Source organism: Lactiplantibacillus dongliensis (genome assembly GCF_005405105.1).
GTDB lineage: Bacteria > Bacillota > Bacilli > Lactobacillales > Lactobacillaceae > Lactiplantibacillus > Lactiplantibacillus dongliensis.
On the sequence record NZ_BJDK01000005.1, the window covers coordinates 64,588 to 84,196 of the forward strand.

At 45.6% G+C, this 19,609-nt stretch carries 16 protein-coding genes; 13 read left to right on the forward strand and 3 right to left on the reverse strand.

What is annotated here, in order from left to right; all coding sequences use genetic code 11:
• Nucleotides 1-167: 167 nt before the first annotated feature.
• Both FFM80_RS02570 and FFM80_RS02575 read right to left on the reverse strand, forming a co-directional pair.
• Nucleotides 168-2,465 (reverse strand): nitric-oxide reductase large subunit, encoded by a 2,298-nt coding sequence (locus FFM80_RS02570; RefSeq protein WP_137639369.1) that lies wholly within the window; start codon nucleotides 2,463-2,465, stop codon nucleotides 168-170.
• Between the two features lie 498 nt (nucleotides 2,466-2,963).
• Entirely contained in the window at nucleotides 2,964-3,941 is a 978-nt protein-coding gene (locus FFM80_RS02575) for a polyprenyl synthetase family protein (RefSeq protein ID WP_137639370.1), read from the reverse strand.
• A gap of 121 nt (nucleotides 3,942-4,062) precedes the next feature.
• Between FFM80_RS02575 and FFM80_RS02580 the strand changes: the two genes are divergently transcribed.
• The 3 genes from FFM80_RS02580 (at nucleotide 4,063) to FFM80_RS02590 (ending at nucleotide 5,852) form a co-directional block, all read left to right on the forward strand.
• Entirely contained in the window at nucleotides 4,063-4,974 is a 912-nt protein-coding gene (locus FFM80_RS02580) for a 1,4-dihydroxy-2-naphthoate polyprenyltransferase (RefSeq protein WP_137639371.1), read from the forward strand.
• Between the two features lie 258 nt (nucleotides 4,975-5,232).
• Entirely contained in the window at nucleotides 5,233-5,472 is a 240-nt protein-coding gene (locus FFM80_RS02585; protein ID WP_137639372.1) for a hypothetical protein, read from the forward strand.
• A complete protein-coding gene (locus FFM80_RS02590) occupies nucleotides 5,460-5,852 on the forward strand; it encodes a hypothetical protein (RefSeq protein ID WP_137639373.1) in 393 nt (130 codons plus the stop codon). Before FFM80_RS02585 ends, FFM80_RS02590 begins: the two co-directional genes overlap by 13 nt.
• Before the next feature lie 48 nt (nucleotides 5,853-5,900).
• Here the strand turns inward: FFM80_RS02590 and FFM80_RS02595 are convergent, their stop codons facing one another.
• Nucleotides 5,901-6,872, reverse strand: a complete 972-nt coding sequence (locus FFM80_RS02595) for a Gfo/Idh/MocA family protein (RefSeq protein ID WP_137639374.1) — start codon at nucleotides 6,870-6,872, stop codon at nucleotides 5,901-5,903.
• A gap of 138 nt (nucleotides 6,873-7,010) precedes the next feature.
• Between FFM80_RS02595 and FFM80_RS02600 the strand changes: the two genes are divergently transcribed.
• The 10 genes from FFM80_RS02600 (at nucleotide 7,011) to gatB (ending at nucleotide 19,598) form a co-directional block, all read left to right on the forward strand.
• Nucleotides 7,011-7,655, forward strand: coding sequence for a glycoside hydrolase family 73 protein (locus tag FFM80_RS02600; RefSeq protein WP_137639375.1), 645 nt, complete (start codon nucleotides 7,011-7,013; stop codon nucleotides 7,653-7,655).
• 36 nt (nucleotides 7,656-7,691) lie between these two features.
• On the forward strand, nucleotides 7,692-8,276 hold the full coding sequence (locus tag FFM80_RS02605) for a xanthine phosphoribosyltransferase (RefSeq protein WP_137639376.1): 585 nt from the start codon (nucleotides 7,692-7,694) through the stop codon (nucleotides 8,274-8,276).
• A 25-nt stretch (nucleotides 8,277-8,301) separates the two neighbouring features.
• Nucleotides 8,302-8,841 carry a DUF2179 domain-containing protein gene (locus FFM80_RS02610; RefSeq protein WP_137639377.1) on the forward strand — a complete coding sequence of 180 codons (540 nt, stop codon included), beginning with the start codon at nucleotides 8,302-8,304 and terminating at the stop codon, nucleotides 8,839-8,841.
• A 425-nt stretch (nucleotides 8,842-9,266) separates the two neighbouring features.
• The gene (locus FFM80_RS02615; RefSeq protein WP_137639378.1) at nucleotides 9,267-10,439 is read left to right on the forward strand and encodes a 5-(carboxyamino)imidazole ribonucleotide synthase; all 1,173 of its coding nucleotides are present in this window, start codon (nucleotides 9,267-9,269) and stop codon (nucleotides 10,437-10,439) included.
• 296 nt (nucleotides 10,440-10,735) lie between these two features.
• Nucleotides 10,736-12,994, forward strand: a complete 2,259-nt coding sequence (gene pcrA / locus FFM80_RS02620) for a DNA helicase PcrA (protein ID WP_137639379.1) — start codon at nucleotides 10,736-10,738, stop codon at nucleotides 12,992-12,994.
• A 21-nt stretch (nucleotides 12,995-13,015) separates the two neighbouring features.
• Nucleotides 13,016-15,058, forward strand: coding sequence for an NAD-dependent DNA ligase LigA (ligA, locus tag FFM80_RS02625; RefSeq protein ID WP_137639380.1), 2,043 nt, complete (start codon nucleotides 13,016-13,018; stop codon nucleotides 15,056-15,058).
• Nucleotides 15,055-16,233: a CamS family sex pheromone protein gene (locus tag FFM80_RS02630; RefSeq protein WP_137639381.1), complete on the forward strand. Its 1,179-nt coding sequence runs from the start codon at nucleotides 15,055-15,057 to the stop codon at nucleotides 16,231-16,233. Before ligA ends, FFM80_RS02630 begins: the two co-directional genes overlap by 4 nt.
• Before the next feature lie 162 nt (nucleotides 16,234-16,395).
• Nucleotides 16,396-16,710 (forward strand): Asp-tRNA(Asn)/Glu-tRNA(Gln) amidotransferase subunit GatC, encoded by a 315-nt coding sequence (gene gatC, locus FFM80_RS02635; protein ID WP_137639382.1) that lies wholly within the window; start codon nucleotides 16,396-16,398, stop codon nucleotides 16,708-16,710.
• Nucleotides 16,710-18,173: an Asp-tRNA(Asn)/Glu-tRNA(Gln) amidotransferase subunit GatA gene (gatA, locus tag FFM80_RS02640; protein WP_137639383.1), complete on the forward strand. Its 1,464-nt coding sequence runs from the start codon at nucleotides 16,710-16,712 to the stop codon at nucleotides 18,171-18,173. Before gatC ends, gatA begins: the two co-directional genes overlap by 1 nt.
• The gene (gatB, locus tag FFM80_RS02645; RefSeq protein WP_137639384.1) at nucleotides 18,174-19,598 is read left to right on the forward strand and encodes an Asp-tRNA(Asn)/Glu-tRNA(Gln) amidotransferase subunit GatB; all 1,425 of its coding nucleotides are present in this window, start codon (nucleotides 18,174-18,176) and stop codon (nucleotides 19,596-19,598) included. It abuts the gene before it with no gap.
• The last annotated feature ends 11 nt before the right edge of the window (nucleotides 19,599-19,609 follow it).

Below are 19,609 nucleotides of genomic sequence, written 5' to 3' on the forward strand. Positions count from 1 at the left end.
GAGACCGCTTTTTGGCTCAAAAACGAGGCCACCACGTTCCAGCCGATTCTGGCCCAACCAGAGTGGCAATTTAAACCAACTAGCACCAAGCATAGAAAAGCCCCAACGACGCATTGAAGGTCGTTGGGGCTTTTGTTAGTTTAAACGATTAGCTGAAGTGTCAAAACTTACTTAATATCATAGTCAACTGGATTAATTTCCTTGGAGGCTTTCTTTAAGTGGAACATCGCTCGGAAGAAAATAACTAGAATAATGACGACACCCGCGGTAAAGATAATATCTGGGACTGAACGGGCGATCGTCAGTCCTTGAATGATCGGTTCCTTGTAGAAGCTGGCTTGCCGGGCATGCCAGTAGCCGAATTGAAGGGCGTCTTTTAGTTGTAAGTAGCCCATCGGCATTAAGGTGACAAAGGTCATACCGGCTAGGCCGATGTTAAAGGCCCAACAAGACCACTTGATCCAGCGCTCCACTTTAGGTGTCCAGAATTCTGGCTTAGTTAAGTGCCGCATTGCAAAGAGCATAATGGCAATTGAGAAGAAGCCGTAAACACCAGCCATTGATCCATGGGCATGAGCGGACGTCCACTGAGTCCCATGTTCAAAGAAGTTGATTGCCGGTGCATTGATTAAGAAGCCTAATGCCCCAGCACCAATGGCGTTCCAGAGTCCAGTTGAGACGAGGAACATAAAGGTCCCTTTGTATGGGAAGTCGCGTTTACTTTCGCGATAGACCCGGTAATGGGTATAAGCTTCCCAAACCAATAGGCACAGTGGGATAACTTCAAGTGCGGAGAAGCAGGACCCTAAGGCGAGCCAAATGGCATGATCGCCTTCCCAGAAGTAGTGATGGCCCATACCAACAACACCGGTTCCCAATAGTAAGATCAACTGGAAGTAAAGGGCGCGAATCGTTGATTTGATCGTGGTTAACTTCATATCGACCAATAAATAGCCAATTAAAATAACGGCAAACGATTCAAAGATCCCTTCGACCCACAGATGGACAATCCACCAACGCCAGTAATCAGCAAAAGTAACGTGGGAGTTTGGCAAGATGAAAAGTGATGCCAAGTAAAAGGCCGGAATAGCAACTGAACCGGCTAAGAGTAATTGTAGTAAGCGTGATCGATCGAGGTTCTTTTTAATCTTAATCGCCGGTAAGAAACCACGACAAAGAATGATAACCCAGAGCACCATGCCGACAATAAACAGAATTTGCCAGAACTTACCCATCTCGGCATATTCCCAGCCATAATGGCCAAAGATCCACCACTTGTTATTGATGATGCCAAGTGATGAGCCCCATTCACCGAGCATTGAACCAGCCACGACTACTAAGAGGGCATAGAACAATGTGTCGACTAAGAAGCCTTGTCGTTTGGGTTCGCGACCTAAGACGCGTGGCGTGATATAGATCCCGGTGGCTAACCAGGCCGTTGCAATCCAGAAAATAACAAGTTGCAAGTGCCAAGTCTTGGCTAAGTTAAACGGCCAAATGTTCTGTAGCGGAATCCCAAAGAATCCATTTTCAACGTAGTAATGCGCCAGGAGTTCCCCCAACATAACTTGAATAAAGAACATTAGCATGACGATTAGGAAGTACTTTGCCGCCTTACGTTGCGAGCTAGTGATGGGTTCATCCGTTTTAATGGTCCCCATGTCGCGGTAATCGAGGGTGTATTCCATATCGAAGTGGTAACGCTTGTAGAAGTAGATGACGATACCAACACCAGCGACCAGTAAGGCAACGGATAGCGCTGTCCAGACCATGGCTTCTGGTAACATCACGTTGCCAGCATCTAAATCATAGGGCCAGTTATTCGTATAGGAATAAGTCTGACCAGGACGATTGGTTGAAGATAACCAGGCGCCCCAGAAGAAGAAGTAAGTCAATTGGTCGATCTTATCACCATGGGTCATAAAGTCGTCCGTATTGTTTTTGATCATATTTTCAGGCATGCCGGCTTCATGGGGGTTGTTCCGGAATTCATGTCGATAGTAGCGGGTCAAATGTTGCAGCCCAGCAGTTTGGGCGGTGGTTAAGGTCAATTGATCCTTCGCCTGTGAGTAACGATTCTGACGAATTTCGGCTTTGACCTTGCCACGAATACCGGCTTTTTGCTCGGTAGATAATTGCTTAAATGTCTGGTTATATTGCTTCTGGCTGTAGTATTGGTACATGCCACGTAAGTAAATGTGTAAGGCCTGGGCGGTATAGTCCGGGCCAAAATAAGTGCCGTTACCTAAATAACTACCATAATCGGTCAACCCGTATTTTTCATAAACGGCTTGTCCAGAAATTAATTGCTGCTTAGTGACAATCGTGGTGCCACTTTCATCGACAATTCGCGATGGCCGCGGGGCTTCATTTTTAAAAATCAGCAGTCCGCCGGCAATCAATATTGAAAATGCGATGACTAACACCCATAGCAGCGTCTTGTTCAAACGTTTGTATGTTGTCATTTCTTTGCCTCCAAAGTAATCAGTTTAGTTAACTGATCTGGCCACCCCCAGCGGATAGATCAGTCAACTGCATTAATAGCATAAAACGTTTCCAATGATTTGTAAATAACTAATTTATATGAAATTTTAAATACTTTTGGAATAAAATTGATCGATGGACGTTAAAATCAAGCTTTATTTGATTAGCTTGAGATTGCCACGCTGGTTAGCTCAGAATTGACTGGCATGTGGGGATTACGTTTGCGAGTCCGAAAGCAGGGAGGATCGAAGGCACAAAATCACGACTAAGATAAACGACATCACTGGGCCAGGGCCAGTTTTGAAGACTACTCAGTCTGAGGCTTCAAAATGGTCATAGCGTGTCAGTGTTTTAGAAACTACCGCCAAACGTCAACAAAAAGACGAGCTAGTGATACTTAGCTCGTCGGTGGTCTCAGATGATTTAATTGGTTGATCTAGATGGCGCAACGGGTACAGGTTGACATGACCGGGACCGTTTTAATGATTGCGAATTAATAATTGTGTGACAAGCTGGCGGAGCGTCTGTTGGGTCGTTCCTGCCGGCAATTGATTGATTAAGCTCAGGGCGTGTTGGGTATATTGCGTTGCTAATTGTTGTGCCTGAGTGACACCACCCAAGGCAACGACTTGATCACGAATCGCCAATAGATCAGTATCGGTGGCGGTCGTCCCGGGCATTGGTAATTGCCGTGCTAAGCTAGCGTCAGCTTGCAGCGCATAAATCAGTGGCAGCGAGTAAACCCCATCGCGCAAGTCCGTTAACGGTAATTTATGAGTGAGTTGTTCGTCGCCCGTGTAATCGAGGATATCGTCTAGCATCTGGTAAGCTAAGCCCAGTTGTTGGCCAATTTGTGCACCGAGGTCAACGATTGCTTGGGGCGCTTGGGCGAGCTGGGCCCCTTGTTGGCAACTTAAACTAAATAGCCGTGCAGTCTTACCAGCGGCGACTTTTAAGTAGTCATTAAGGCTAGTTTGGGGGTGAAAGTTATGGGCCATTTGATCAAGCTCACCTTGGAGAATCCCGCGCATGGCCGCAACATTGCGTTGGATATCAGTCGTCGTTCGTGCGGAAGCAACCACTAGATCAAAGTAACATGTAAACAAGAGGTCACCGGCGTAGATGGCGTTGCGTTGACCATAGTCTTGATGAATGGTCGTGACGTGTCGCCGTTCTGGACTTTCGTCAATCACGTCGTCATGAATTAAGGTGGCGACGTGTAAAAGTTCCATTGCCGCTGCCCCAGCTTGTAATCGGTCAGCGGCTTGATCCGCGCCAAATTGACTGAATAAGTAAAAGAATCCTGGTCGTAAAAGTTTGCCGCCAGCCTGCAGTAAGGCGTGTACCCGAGCGTTGATGGCGGGATTATCTATGTTAACATGTGCCAATAGGTAGGGCTTTAACGCCGCTAGTTGCGCATGAATCTGTGTATCTGGTTGCCAAATCGTTTGAATCATTCACCGTCACCCCGTTGGCGCAGGACATCAAAACTTGCAGCCCTACGCATTCTAAAATACAATCTAACTTAAAGGTACAAATAACTATTAAAGTTGTCAATCAAAAAGGGGGAGTCGGTCCTTGAAACCGAAAGTTTTTTTAGAGTTTGTGGAGATCAAATCGCTGATTGCCAGTGTTTTACCATTTGTTCTAGGGAGTTTGTACGCGATTTATAATTATCATCAAGTTCATTTAGGTTATTTAGCCCTATTTTTTGTCGCGTCATCGTTATTCCATATGGCGACCAATGCGAATGATAATTACCAAGACTTTTTACATGCGCCACGGGATGCTGATAATCAGGAGTTCCTAGAGGAGACGAACGTGGTCGGGGTTAATCAGATCTCGATTGGTCAGGCGCGGACCATTACGTTTGGCTTAGCTGGGGTGTCGTTGGTCTTAGGGCTATGGCTCGTCACGCGGACTGGTTTGCCGTTGTTATGGATGGGGTTATATTCATACGCGGTCGGTTATTTTTATGCCGGTGGTCCCAAACCAATTTCGACTGGTCCGTTTGGGGAGTTTTTCTCTGGATTTACGATGGGTTTTATGATTTTCTGGATTGCAGTGTTTATTAACACCTATGACGTAACCACAATAACGTGGCTGTCGAGTTTTCAAGTCTTGGTGGCGGCCGGATTAGCTATTTTTGCAATATCAAACATTATGTTGGCCAATAATATCTGCGATATGGCAGAAGACATTGCGCTAGGCCGGCATACGATTCTTTATTATTTGGGTAAACCGGTCATGTTGCGAGTGTTTGCCTGGAGTTATGTGGCTGGCTATCTGTGCTTAGTCGCGGCGGTATGGCTAGGGGTGTTGCCACCATTAAGCTTGTTGACACTGGTTAGTGCAATTCCAGTGTATAAAAACACACGGTTGTTCTTACAGAAACAAGTTAAACGCGAAACGTTTATCTTAGCAATTAAGAATGCGACGATTATTTGTTTGTCATTTGCGGTGTTTATGGGGTTAGGATTGTTGGTTTAGGAGAAATCAATAGGTATTGAGACGCAGTGATGATATACTAATCTTAGTTAGAGGGGGTCGGTTAATACCCGGTCAAGATAATTATCATACCCGTGCGTATGATGTCTGGTTTCACGTTTTAGCCGTAAACGTGATTGTTGTTATATCTGTGCATATAACGTTGTTCCTTGACCAACATAAAATTAACCAACAGAGTGTTGACGTTTTGCTTTGAAGCGCCAACGCTCTTTTTCTATCCAAAGTTTCTGGGGGAGAACAATGGATCATTATACGTTTAGAAAGTTTGATTTAGAACTAGATCAAAGGCATAAATATAATATGAAAAATGTTCAGCAGGCTTATCTTTTTTTGAAAGCTGAGGTTTATCTATACCAATATTGCTATGTCTATGCTGGAAATAAGACAATTAAATTTGCAACTAACCGGGCTGATTTTATGCATTTGTGCGGTGTGGGTTATCAGGGAAAAATCCAAGAGAGCATTTTTTGCGAGATTTAGAGGCTGGTAGCATTAACTATGGAAAGTTGTTAGTTCACGCAGATGGGACCACTGCATTAAAGTTTCAAGTCATTGGTGCTGTTCATTATTTATTTGATTCATTGGAAATAATCATTGATGATCAACGAACGGTAAAATTTTCTTTTGATTACGATGCTCAATTAGCAACGCGACGAAAAATTGTGAGCCTAGGATTAAAGAAAATCAAAACGCTATACGTACCAATCACGCTACTGAGTAGTCAAGGCAAAAATATGAAATTACGTGGCCAGCCTGTACTTGGGATTTTTAGGAAAAATCGTGTGACAGGTCATTGTGAAACGATTATTCAAGCAAAAGCGCTAGTTTGCAAATTGCCAGTAGAAAGTTATTTCAGGTAAAAAAACAGTGTCGAACCTAGGTTAAAAGGTTCGACACTGTTTTATGATCTATTCAAATGGGTAACGATAATCCCACTGCTGTCGAGCAGCCGTCATGATGTCCATCACGTCAGTAGTCTTAACTAAGCTGGTATTGGCTAAATCACCGGCAATCATCCGTTGCATATCAGCAATTTCGTAGTTCATCGCATTGGTGGACGCCCCAGCCTGAATCACCTGAGTCTGTCCTTGGTTATCCGTGAATAAAGCGTGATCGGCGCGCGGATAAGTGTCGATGGTGAAGTACCCATTTTCATACGCCACGATCCCTTGCTTGGGCATCTTAGCCCGGAAAGTCAAGGCCACGTTAGCGAGTTCATCATGGGCATTACGTAGGCTGATCGTCTCGGCTTCATCAACGCCGGTACTGAAACGATGCATCGTGGTCCCAGTAATATATGGTTTAGCGGTTAAAAATTCCCGCACAAAGGCTAACGCGTAGACGCCAATATCCAGCAATGCACCGCCAGCTAAGTCGGGATTAAAGAAACGGTTAGTTGGATCAGGTTCCTTAAAGCTCCCAAAGCTGGCTTGGACCATCTTTAAAGCCCCCAGTTGGTGATCATTGGCAAAGGCGTGCAGCTTTTGATACAACGGCATGTGGTACAACGTCATCGCTTCAGCTAACACGAGCTGGTTGGCGGTTGCGAGAGCCTTAGCTTGATTCAATTGATCACTCGTCATTGTGATCGCCTTTTCACTGAAGACGTGTTTACCGGCCTTTAGCGCTGGTAGAATGGTATCGAGGTGATAGTTGTGCGGTGTCGCCACGTAAACGATGTCAACTAGTGGATCAGCTAATAGAGCGGACAAGTCACCGTAAGCTTTTGGAATCTGATGGTCGTTAGCAAAGGCATCTGCTTTGGCTTGAGAGCGTGAACAAACGGCATAGATTTCACCATCAGGCTGGTCAAAGTATTTGACAAAGCTGTGAGCGATATTGCCGAGACCGACAATCGCCCACCGATATTTTTTAGGCATAGGCACGTTCCTCCAATTTTATGATAGGCTCCAAATTCATTCTAGCAGAAAAGTTGGGTTGGTCGGCGTTAAAAGCCATTTTAATTTTAGCTGAAAGCAGGTAAAATAGAGCCAACTTACATAGAAAGGACACCCGTCATGGCAGCAAAAAAGCGTCGGCGTAAACGCCGGTCTAAAGCAACCGGGTTTTTAGTCAGAAAAGGTCGCGTGCAGTGGTTGAATGTGGTCGTCTTAGTTATCGTGATTGGTGGCTTGGGGTGGCTTGCTAGCACCCGTTGGCCTGCTTGGCGGCCGGTCCGACAAGCAACCACCGTTAAGACGCATGCCGGGTTTATCAAACGCCTGGCACCCGATGCTCAAGCCCTGCAGACGACTTATCAGGTGCGGGCCAGCATTACGCTGGCACAAGCTATTTTGGAATCGGATTGGGGCCAAAGTACGAACGCCACGGAAAACAATAATTTATTTGGTGTTAAAGCGACTGCCGCAGAACCCGGTAAGGTGATGACGACGCAGGAGTATTACGATGGGGCCTATCATCAAGTCAAACGCCGGTTTCGGGTTTATACCAGTTGGCATGCGTCGATGGTGGCACATGCCAAGCGGCTCGCACACGGTCCTGCTTGGGACCCCGGCCATTATCACACGGTGATCGAGGCTACGACATATCAAGACGCGGCTCGGGCTTTAGCCAAATCCGGTTATGCGACGGATCCAGATTATGCGCAAAAAATAATTAATGTTATTCAAAAATATGACTTAGAACGGTATGATAGTAAGTAGAACGTTTAAACTAGCTGAAATTAGTAGGAGGGCATTATGCGAGAACTTGAACAACGTATTTTAACCGATGGCCGGGTCTTACCTGGCGAAGTCTTAAAGGTTGATGGCTTTTTGAATCATCAAGTTGACCCAGATCTAATGTTTACGATTGGTTCCGAATTCGCGCGACTATTCCGCGAAGCCAAGGTTACCAAGATTTTAACGGTCGAATCATCGGGGATTGCCCCCGCAGTGATGGCTGGGTTGCAGTTGCATGTCCCCGTTGTTTTTGCCCGCAAACACAAATCGGTCACCTTGATTGATGATTTATACACCGCTGAAGTCTATTCATATACTAAAAAAACGTCCAATCATATTTCGATTTCCAAGAAATTTTTGAGCGCAGATGATAAGGTATTGTTAATCGATGATTTCTTAGCAAATGGGCAAGCGGTTCAAGGCTTATTTGAGATTTGTGACCAAGCGCAAGCTGAAATTGCTGGCGTGGGGATCGTGATTGAAAAGATCTTCCAAAGTGGTCATCAATTAGTCGCAGATCGTGGGGTTCGCTTGGAATCCCTAGCACAGATTACATCCTTTGATGGTGACCGCGTGCACTTTGCTTCAGAAGCAACCGATTAATTTAGCTTAGAAAGCTGGGATTGAGATGCAAGTTAATCCGGGCATGTTAGTTTTAATTTTTGTGATTAATTTGGTGTACATCACCTTGAATACGTTGCGCTTTTTGTTAGTAATGCGTGGGTATCGCTATTTTGCGGCCTTTACCAGTGTGATTGAAATTACCGTGTATGTGTTAGGGTTGTCCTTAGTTTTGAATCGGTTGAGCAATCCGTTGAATCTAGTGGTCTATGCACTCGGTTACGGGGTCGGGGTCTACGTCGGCATGTTGATTGAAGATAAGCTGGCCTTGGGTTACACAATGATTTCGGTCATCTTACCAGATCCCAAGTCGACCTTGCCGGCAGTCTTACGAACAAACGGTTTTGGGGTAACACAACACGCAGCCTATGGTTTAGAAGGCGAACGGTTAGCGTTAGAGATTCTAGCACCACGTAAGAATGAACGACGGTTATACGATTTGATCAAAACGGAAGCTCCAAATGCGTTCGTAATTGCCTATGAACCCAAGTATATTTCAGGTGGCTTTTGGCTGAAACGGGTCAAACGCCGCAATGCCCGCCGATAATTTATTGAGCGTGCTAATTTATCAATATCGTTAGCGTGCTAGCATAGATATTATTGATACTTATAAATTGGGTGAACTTGTTCTTGAACGAAGCAATTAGCAATAGTTGGTGAAATTAGCGAAGGACGGACTGGATGACGCTCAGTGGTGTCGTTTGACTTAGCCGGTGGGTTTTGCCGGGTTAGTCAAAGCCCGGCTTATGAGACCGTACTGTGGCTCATAAACGTGGCCACCACGTTCCAGCGTCAGTCCAGGCCAACCGAAGCGAATAATAAAACACTTTATTTAAGTTAAAAAACGAAAACGCTAAATATTCAGAAAGATTCGTGTCAATACTTGCATGCACGCTACGGGCAACGTATGATAATTAACGGATCACTAATCGAAAATTCATTTAATATTTATTTAAGAAAGTAGGGACGGATGTGGACAACTCGGTTTTAAATCCAGGTGGTACTTTAGGCATCATCGGTAATAGTACCAACGGTGTTGGATTGGCGATTGCCGCGCACAATGCCGGCATCAATGTCGGTGTTTACGGTGATAACGAAAATACTGAGACCATGGAACTGGCAGATTTTCGTGTTGTCGGGGCCCTCAATGATCAGCAACAATTACAAAACTTCGCCGAACGTTGTGATATGGTGACGTACGAATCAGAAACCATCGATGCGTCAGTCATGGGCTTTTTAGCCGCGCATACCCGTGTACCTCAAGGGACCGATGCCTTAGAAATGATGCAAGATCGGTCGCTGGAACGCGCCTTTTTTGCCCAGTTAAACTTAAACGTGGCACCATCGGCAACGATTGTTAGTCTCGATGATGTCTATCAATCAATTGGGTCGATCGGCTACCCAAGTATTTTGAAGCCGATTCAAAAAGGTTTGGGGCATAATCGGCAGCTGGTCATTAAGACGCAGACCGATATTGTCAAAGCGGCTGACTTATTGGATTGGGGTACTTATATGTTAGAATCCCTGATTCCATTTAAGAAAGAATTATCCGTGATTGTCGCCAAGACGCCGGATGAAACTAAGTTTTTCCCCATCGTCGAGAATCGGTATCGGGATCATCAATTAATGATGACTATGGTGCCAGCGCAGATCGATCAAGCTGTTAATGATGAAATCTTACGGATCACGCAAGAAATTAGTGATAATTTAACGTATACCGGGATCTTTGAAGTGGCCTTTTTCTTGACCGATAGTGGTAATTTATATGTGAAACGGATTGTGCCGGCGATGCATCAAGCAGGCTATGTCTTTGAACGCGCCACTAATATTAGCATGGCCGAACAACATTTGCGGGCGATTGCCGGTTTACCGTTAATGCCAATTAAATCGCTGTTGCCAGTCGTGGCGGTGTACTTCACACCAGCGCAAGCAAATGTGATTCGTACCCAATGGCAGATTAAGCCCAACTGGTTCTTCAACTTCTATCACCGAACAAAATTGCAAGCTGAAAAAGCTGCGATTGCGGGTCATGTGATGGTTGAAGCTGACTCAATCAAAGAAGCCTTGGAACAGATCGATGATACCAACATCTGGCAACTCCAACCGGCGCCAGATGAAGGGGCGGCAGCCAAAACTAGTGATTAATCAGATTATGAAAACGGAAGAGTTTGGGTGTAGACCTGAACTCTTTTTGTCGTTAAATGCTGGGCTTCTAAATGGATCATGGCGTGCCAGTATTTTAGAGAACAACCGGCACCATCGTAAGTAGGGTGGTATTGTCGATTGGCCAATCAGCGTGATGATTTTAAGCAAACTGATGGTCATCAGCACGCTAAATTAATAGAACAAACATTCGAAAAAGCCGGCTGAAAGGCCAGCATATCGGGCTGAAATTTGGTATAATATTTGTTGACTGATTTTTAGAAAGGGTGGCGAACAGCGTGTCGAAAGAAAGCCTATTGGCAGGAATGAATGACAAGCAACAAGAAGCCGTATTAGACACCGAAGGACCGCTACTAATTATGGCGGGAGCCGGTTCGGGAAAGACTCGGGTGCTGACGCATCGGGTCGCTTACTTGATTGAAGAAAAAGGCGTTAATCCTTGGAATGTTTTAGCGATTACCTTTACGAATAAGGCTGCGCGTGAAATGCGTGAACGAGTCGGTAACTTATTGGGTGAAGATGCCCGTGATGTCTGGGTTTCAACGTTCCATGCCCTCTGTGTTCGGATCTTGCGGCGTGATATTGACCAGATTGGTTATAATCGGGCCTTCACGATTGCCGGGACGAGTGAGCAACGGACCTTAGTTAAGCGTATCTTAAACGATCAAAATATTGACTCTAAAAAGTACGATCCACGGTCGATTCTATCGGCCATTTCTAATGCGAAAAACGATTTACAGACACCCGCGATGTATAAAGAAGCCGCGGCGAGTCCGTTTGAAAGCATCGTGGCCGATGTTTACGATCAGTATCAACATGAATTAGCGGCGGATCAAGCGGTTGATTTTGATGACTTGATTATGTTGACGATTCAGCTGTTCAAGCAGCACCCAGAAACGTTGGGCTGGTACCAAAATAAATTCCATTATATTCATGTGGATGAATATCAAGATACCAACAATGCCCAATATACCTTGGTCAACTTATTAGCTGAAAAGTATAAGAATCTCTGTGTTGTCGGGGATGCTGACCAATCAATCTATGGTTGGCGCGGCGCCAATATGGAAAACATCTTGAACTTTGAACAAGATTATCCAGAAGCAGACAGTGTTAAGTTGGAACAAAATTACCGGTCCACCAAGACCATCTTAGCAGCGGCTAACCAAGTGATTAACCACAATACCACGCGGCGCCCTAAGAAGTTATGGACTGAAAATGATGAAGGCCAACCGATTCACTATTATCGTGGGCAAAGCGAAAATGATGAAACCCACTATGTAATCGCTCAGATTCAAGAACAAATGCGCACCAATAAATATGACTATGGGGATTTCGCCGTTTTATACCGGACTAATGCCCAATCCCGGGTCATGGAAGAATCACTCGTTAAAGCCAATATTCCATATACGATGGTTGGTGGGAACAAGTTCTACGATCGTAAGGAAATTCGGGATATCTTGTCGTACTTAACCTTAGTTGTTAATGACCAAGACTCTGTCAACTTTGAACGGGTCGTTAATGAACCGAAACGGGGCATTGGCCAGACCAGTGTTGATAAGTTGCGGGCTTTTGCGGACGAAGCGAATTATTCAATGCTAGAAGCGGCAACCAATGTTGATATGGCTAATGGCATTGCGACGCGGACTAAGGGAGCTTTAGCGAAGTTTGCAGCGACGATGAATGAATTACGCGCAATGCGCGAATTCTTATCAGTCACTGATTTGACGCAAGAAATTTTGGATCGGTCCGGTTACATGAAGGCTCTTAAAGCCCAAAAGACCGCTAAACCGCTTGAAACGCAGACGCGGATCGAAAACATTCAAGAATTCTTATCCGTTACCAAGCAATTCGATGATGGTTATCAACCAGAAGAAGAAGATAGTGATAAGTTTGTGGATTTCTTAGCCGACTTAGCCCTCGTTTCAGACGTGGATAACGTGGAAGAAGAACCCCAAGCAGTGACGTTGATGACGTTGCATGCGGCTAAAGGCCTAGAATTTCCAGTTGTCTTTCTGATTGGCCTAGAAGAAGGCATCTTCCCACTGTCACGGGCTATGATGGATGAGGATGAATTGGAAGAAGAACGGCGGTTAGCTTATGTCGGGATTACCCGGGCTGAAAAGCAACTCTATCTGACTAACGCCTATTCGCGGATGTTATATGGTCGGCGACAAAGTAACCAAGAATCACGATTTGTTGCTGAAATCGACCAAAGCTTGATTAAGAATGACAATACCTTAGAAGGGTCAAGCAGTAGTGACTTAAACGTGCCATTTGCGACTAAGAAAGCCTTGACGCCACGTTATAAGAAGAATCCAGTTGGGACTCGGCCAACCGTTAAGAAAGCGGCCGGAACGGGTGCTGACAAGAATAGTTGGCGGATTGGCGACAAAGTTAAGCATCGTAAGTGGGGGACTGGAACCGTGGTTAAGGTGACTGGTGCCGGTGAAGATGCTGAACTCGATATCGCCTTTAAGTCAGAGGGGATTAAACGGCTCTTAGCCGCGTTTGCCCCAATTCAAAAAGTTCAGGACTAAGTGGTCAAGGAGGCCAGCATAATGGCAAACAAACCGATCAGTGAACTGGATCAAGCAGCAGCGGCGACCGAAGCCGCCAGTTTACGGACTGAATTAAATCAGTGGCGGCAAGATTATTATGATAATGATGCCCCTAAAGTTGAAGATGATACTTATGACCGTGAGTATGCGCGCTTAGTGGCGTTAGAAGCGGCGTTTCCTAGCATTGTGACGAGTGATTCACCAACCCAATTAGTTGGTGGGACGGTTAAAGCTGGCTTTACGAAGGTCCAACATCCGATTCCAATGCTGTCTTTGGGCGATGTCTTTTCACAAGCCGAATTGCAGGCATTTGATGACCGCTTACGGCAAAATGTCGAGGAACCGTTTGACTATAATTGCGAATTGAAAATTGATGGCTTAGCCTTATCGCTACAATACGAAAACGGCAAGTTAGTTCAAGGCTCAACGCGAGGTAATGGGTCGGTTGGCGAAGATATTACCCGTAATATTATGACGATTGACTCAATTCCACACGAATTGAGCCGGCCGTTAACGATTGAAGTTCGGGGCGAATGCTATATGCCCAAAGCCGCTTTTGCGGCCTTGAATGCACGGCGGGAAGCTGCTGGTGAAAGCGTCTTTGCCAATCCGCGGAACGCAGCGGCTGGGTCATTACGCCAGCTAGATACGAAAGTTACAGCTGAACGTCAATTAAGTACCTTTATGTATAACGTGGCGGATTATGAGCCGTTAACGGCCCGCACCCAAAGTGACATGCTGGCAGAATTTGCAGACTTGGGGTTGGCGATTAATCCGACCTTCAAAGTCGCGCATTCGATGGCCGAGGTGTTTAGTTATATTGACCATTATCAAAATGAACGGCCGGACTTAGCCTATGGGATTGATGGGATTGTTATTAAAGCGAATCCTTTACCGTTGCAGCGGTCATTAGGCGCGACCGTCAAAGTGCCGCGCTGGGCGATTGCATTTAAGTTTCCACCGGACGAACAGCCGACGCTGCTTAAAGATGTTGAGTGGACAGTCGGTCGGACCGGGGTGGTGACCCCGACAGCCGTGATGGATCCGGTGCAATTAGCCGGGACCACGGTTGCGCGGGCGTCATTGCATAATCCTGATTATGTGGCCGCTAAAGATGTGCGCATCGGTGATACTGTGTTGCTACACAAAGCTGGTGACATTATTCCGGAAATTTCGGCCGTGGATTTAACGAAACGACCAAAAGATGCTGAAAAGTTAACGATTCCAACCCATTGTCCATCCTGTGGGGCATTACTCGTGCATTTGGAAGATGAAGTGGCATTACGCTGTATCAACCCGAAATGTCCTGCGCAAGTGCAAGAAGGCTTAGTCCACTTTGCCTCGCGGAATGCGATGAACATTGATGGCTTAGGTCCAAAGTTGATTGCCCAACTCTATACCAATCATTTGGTCAGCGATGTGGCGGATTTATATCGGTTGACCAAGGATCAATTATTAGCATTAGATAAAGTAAAAGATAAATCTGCAGAAAACCTCTTGACAGCGATTGACCGTAGTCGCAATAATTCACTTGAACGTTTATTGTTCGGCCTTGGGATTCGCCACGTTGGCGCTAAAGTCGCCCGGTTGATTGCTCAACATTTTGAAACGATCGACGCTTTGATGGCGGCCGGTCAGGAAGAAATTGCGGCGATTGACTCGATGGGCGACATTATTGCCAACGCAGTCGTTCAATATTTTGACAGTGATGGTGCGCAAGCCCTAGTTAAGGAGCTACAAACCGTGGGTGTCAATACGACTTACCAAGGCCCTAGTGAGACCGCCGCTTTAGACAGCAACAGTTGGTTTGCTGGCAAGCGCGTGGTTTTAACGGGTAAGTTACAGAGCTTTACTCGACCGGCTGCGACACAGTGGTTGCAAGATCACGGTGCGACAGTCACTGGAAGCGTCTCTAAGAAGACGGACTTAGTGGTTGCCGGAACCGATGCCGGCAGTAAGTTGCAAAAAGCACAACAGCTGGACATTACCGTTTGGGATGAAGCACGGTTCAGCACGACAATGAGGGAGGATGCACAAGCGTGACAATTAAACGCATACGCACGATGGGCTTAGTGGCAATTACCGCGATTGTTCTGGCCGCCTGCGGAAATTTGAAGAGTTCGTCATTTGGTTCTAATAGTACGAGTCAGACGACAACAACTGGGTCGAAAACGACGACCACCACTGGGACCACGGATTCAGAGTTTTATCAAGGGGTTATTAAGAAGGGCCGTTACCGGACGAGTAAATCGCGCGGCGTCAACGTTTCACAAAATGATAACGTCATGAATTTAAAGAGCTTTGAAACGGGCTTATTGGATGTTTCAAAGAAAGTCTTCCCGACAAACAAGTATGTTTATCAAGAAGGTCAGTATTTGAGTACGTCGACGGTTGAAAATTGGTTAGGCCGTAAGACCAAGGATAATGAGGATGGGTTAAACCCTAAGAGTAACGGGAAAACCGGTGCCGATACGCGGAACCCAATCTATTTACAACAATTAGAAGAACAAGATTATATGGTTCAAAGCGGCAGTAAGTTGAATCTTGGCGGCGTCACGGTTGGTCTAGGGATGAACGCCGTAGATTACTACACTAAGGTTGAATATGGGGCAACCTATGAGACGAATATCACCACGACGGAATTAACCGCTCAAGGTAAAAAGATGGCCAACACCGTGTTACAACGGTTGCGGCAAAAATCAGCTTTAAAGCGGGTGCCAATCGTCTTAGCGCTTTACAAGCAGTCGTCAAATGATAGTCTAGTAGGTGGGAACATGATTGCCTACGCGGTTTCTAAAAATGGGGCCACGTCGATTTCAAATTGGAAATCATTGAATTGGCAAAATTACGTCTTCCCAGCAACGACGGAATCGAAGAATAGCGGTGCGAACAGTAATGATGAGTCAGATTTCTCATCATTTAAGTCGCATGTCCAAAACTTCTTCCCGAACTTGTCAGGTGTGACGGCGAATGCCCATTACAAAGACAAGTCGTTGAGCAAGTTAAGCGTTAATATCACGACGAAGTTCTACAGTGAGACTGAAATTATCAGCTTTACGCAATATTTAGCTACCGCTGCTAAGCGTTATTTGCCATCTGGGGTTCCCGTTGAAATTACGGTTAAGAGTGCCAATGGCGATATTCAAAGCTTCTTAGCGCGGACGGCTAAAGGCAGTTCGTATTACACGCATGTCTTTAGTGATCAAGGCGATAATTAAGCGCTGACTTTTTCCGCTTCGGTTGGTCTGGATCGATGCTGGACCAACCAGAGTGACAAGTTAATCCAACTAGTTTCAAGCGTACGAACTATAATGTATTAGTGGTCAATAAGTGATGTTCAAACACGTATAACGCAAAAGATTAAGAAAGAAGGAAATTTGATGGCTGAAGAACGCATTAATGCCGAACAAGTTAAGCATGTCGCGGAACTCGCGAAGCTCGAATTTACCCCCGACCAATTAGAACTATTTACTGGTCAGTTGGAAAAAATTATTGGCATGTTTGAAGAATTAAGTACGGTTGATACAACTGGGGTCCCTGTAACGTCGCGAGTTAGCGATCGGCAGAATGCCTTACGTGATGACGTTGCCGTTCAAAGCAACCAACGGCAGGCCCTATTAGCCAACGCGCCTGAAACGGCGGAAGGCTTAATCCGAGTACCAACAATTATTGACGAAAGTGGGGACGGCGAATAATGGACTTTTTCAACCAAGATTTAACGAGTCTGCATGCTGATCTAGTTGCTAAAAAGATTAGTGCGGCCGAATTGACCCAAGCAACCTTTGACAACATGGCAAAAACCGATGCTAAAGTTGACGCGTTCTTAAACTTGAACGCTGATGCAGCTTTGAAGAATGCCCAAGCCATCGATGCTAAAGGCATCAATGCTGACAACTTGTTAGCGGGGATTCCCGTGGGGGTCAAAGATAACATTGTGACCAAAGGCTTAACAACGACGGCGGCTTCCAAGATGTTGGAAAACTTTGTGCCCGTTTATAATGCGACGGTCGTTGATAAGATGTTAGCGAATGACATGGTGATTGTCGGTAAGACCAACATGGATGAATTTGCCATGGGTGGGTCAACTGAAAACTCAGCCTTTAAAGTAACCAAGAACCCTTGGGATGTTAGTCGCGTTCCTGGTGGCTCATCTGGTGGTTCAGCGGTAGCCGTGGCTTCTGGTCAAGTGCCGGTTGCCTATGGTTCTGATACCGGTGGTTCAATTCGGCAACCAGCGTCATTTAACGGTATCGTTGGGATGAAGCCAACGTATGGTCGTGTTTCTCGTTGGGGCTTAATTGCTTTTGGGTCTTCACTAGACCAAATCGGACCAATGACACGAACGGTTAAAGATAACGCTGCAGCGTTGAATTTAATTGCGGGTAACGATGTGCATGATGGCACGTCTTCCAAGCGAGCAGTGCCGGACTTTACCGCGGGTTTGACTGGTGATATTAAAGGCATGAAGATTGCGTTGCCAAAAGAATATATGGGCGACGGAATTGATCCTAAGGTTCGCGAAGTCATCCAAAATGCCGTCAAGCAATTTGAAGACTTAGGGGCCACGGTTGAAGAAGTCTCGTTACCACATAGTCGCTATGGGGTTTCAGCTTACTATATTATCGCGTCATCGGAAGCATCATCTAACTTACAACGGTTCGATGGGATTCGCTATGGGTTCCGCGCTCAAGATGTGAAGAACTTGGAAGATGTCTATGTTCGTAGCCGTTCTGAAGGCTTTGGTGATGAAGTTAAACGGCGGATCATGTTAGGGACGTTCTCCTTATCAGCGGGTTATTACGATGCTTACTTCCACAAGGCTGGTCAAGTCCGGACGATGATTATTGATGACTTTAACAAGGTCTTCAATGATTATGATTTAATCATCGGCCCGACTGCACCAACCCCTGCGTTCAAGATTGGCGATGAAATCTCTGACCCAATCACGATGTATATGAACGATGTCTTGACGATTCCGGTTAACTTAGCCGGTTTACCTGGGATGTCAATTCCAGCTGGCTTAGCTGATGGCATGCCAGTTGGGTTACAATTAATTGGTAAGTCTTTTGATGAAAGCACGCTTTACAAGGCTGGTTATGCCTTTGAACAAGCGACTGATTTTCATCAGGCGACCCCAGATTTAGGAGGGACGAACTAAATGAATTTTGTGACGACGATTGGACTTGAAGTCCATGTTGAATTAAAAACCAATTCCAAAATTTTTAGTCCATCACCCGTGCAATTCGGTGCAGAACCTAACGCCAACACGAACGTGATCGACTGGGGCTATCCCGGGGTCTTACCAACGGCCAATAAAGGCGTAGTTGAAGCTGGGATTAAAGCAGCGACTGCTTTACATGCTGAAATTGAACAAGAAACTTATTTTGACCGGAAGAATTATTTCTACCCAGATAACCCGAAAGCTTACCAAATCACTCAACATGAAAAGCCACTAGCCCATGACGGCTGGCTTGAAATTGAAGTGGATGGTCAAAAGAAAAAAGTCGGGATTGAAGAAATGCATATCGAAGAAGATGCCGGGAAAAACACGCATGCCAGCACCCATTCATATGTCGACTTGAACCGGCAAGGGACCCCGTTGATTGAAATTGTCTCAAAACCGGACATTAGTTCACCGGCGGAAGCTTATGCTTATTGTGAAGCTTTACGTCAACGTATCCAATTTACCGGCGTTTCTGATGTTAAGATGGAAGAAGGGTCAATGCGGGTCGATGTCAACATTTCGATTCGTCCAGCCGGCTCCGATACCTATGGCGTCAAGACCGAAATGAAGAACTTGAACTCCTTCAACTACGTTAAGAAGTCCTTGGAATATGAAGAACAACGGCAACAACGGGTCTTAATGTCGGGCGGCCAAGTTCAACAAGAAACTCGGCGGTTTGATGAAACGGCTGGCCAGACTATCTTAATGCGGGTCAAGGAAGGTAGCGATGATTACCGTTACTTCCCAGAACCTGATATTCCAGCGGTAGTTATCAGTGATGATTGGATTCACGATGTGCAAGCCACAATCCCAGAAATGCCAGGTTCACGTCGGGATCGTTACGTGAATGATTTCGGCTTGACCCCTTACGATGCGGGTGTCTTAACGCAAACGAAGGAAATGTCAGACTTCTTTGATGCGACGGTCGCACAAGGTGCTGATCCTAAGTTGACCTCAAACTACTTACAAGGGGACGTTAATGCCTTCTTGAATGAAAACAAGGTCGATTTACAAGATACCAAGTTAACACCGGAGAATTTAGCTGGCATGATCAAGATGATCTCTGACGAAACGATTTCTAGCAAGATTGCCAAGAAAGTCTTCAAGGCAATCATGGCTGGTTCTGAACCAGTTAAGTGGGTCAATGACAAGGGCTTAGTTCAATTATCTGATCCAGCCCAATTACAACCAATTATCGATAATGTCTTGGAAAACAACCAACAATCAATCGATGACTTTAAGAATGGTAAAGACCGGGCAGTCGGCTTCTTAGTGGGCCAAATTATGAAGCAGACGCATGGTAAGGCTAATCCGAAGGTTGTTAATAAGTTGTTGATGGCTTCGTTGCAAGCTCGTTAGAGTGTGAGGTA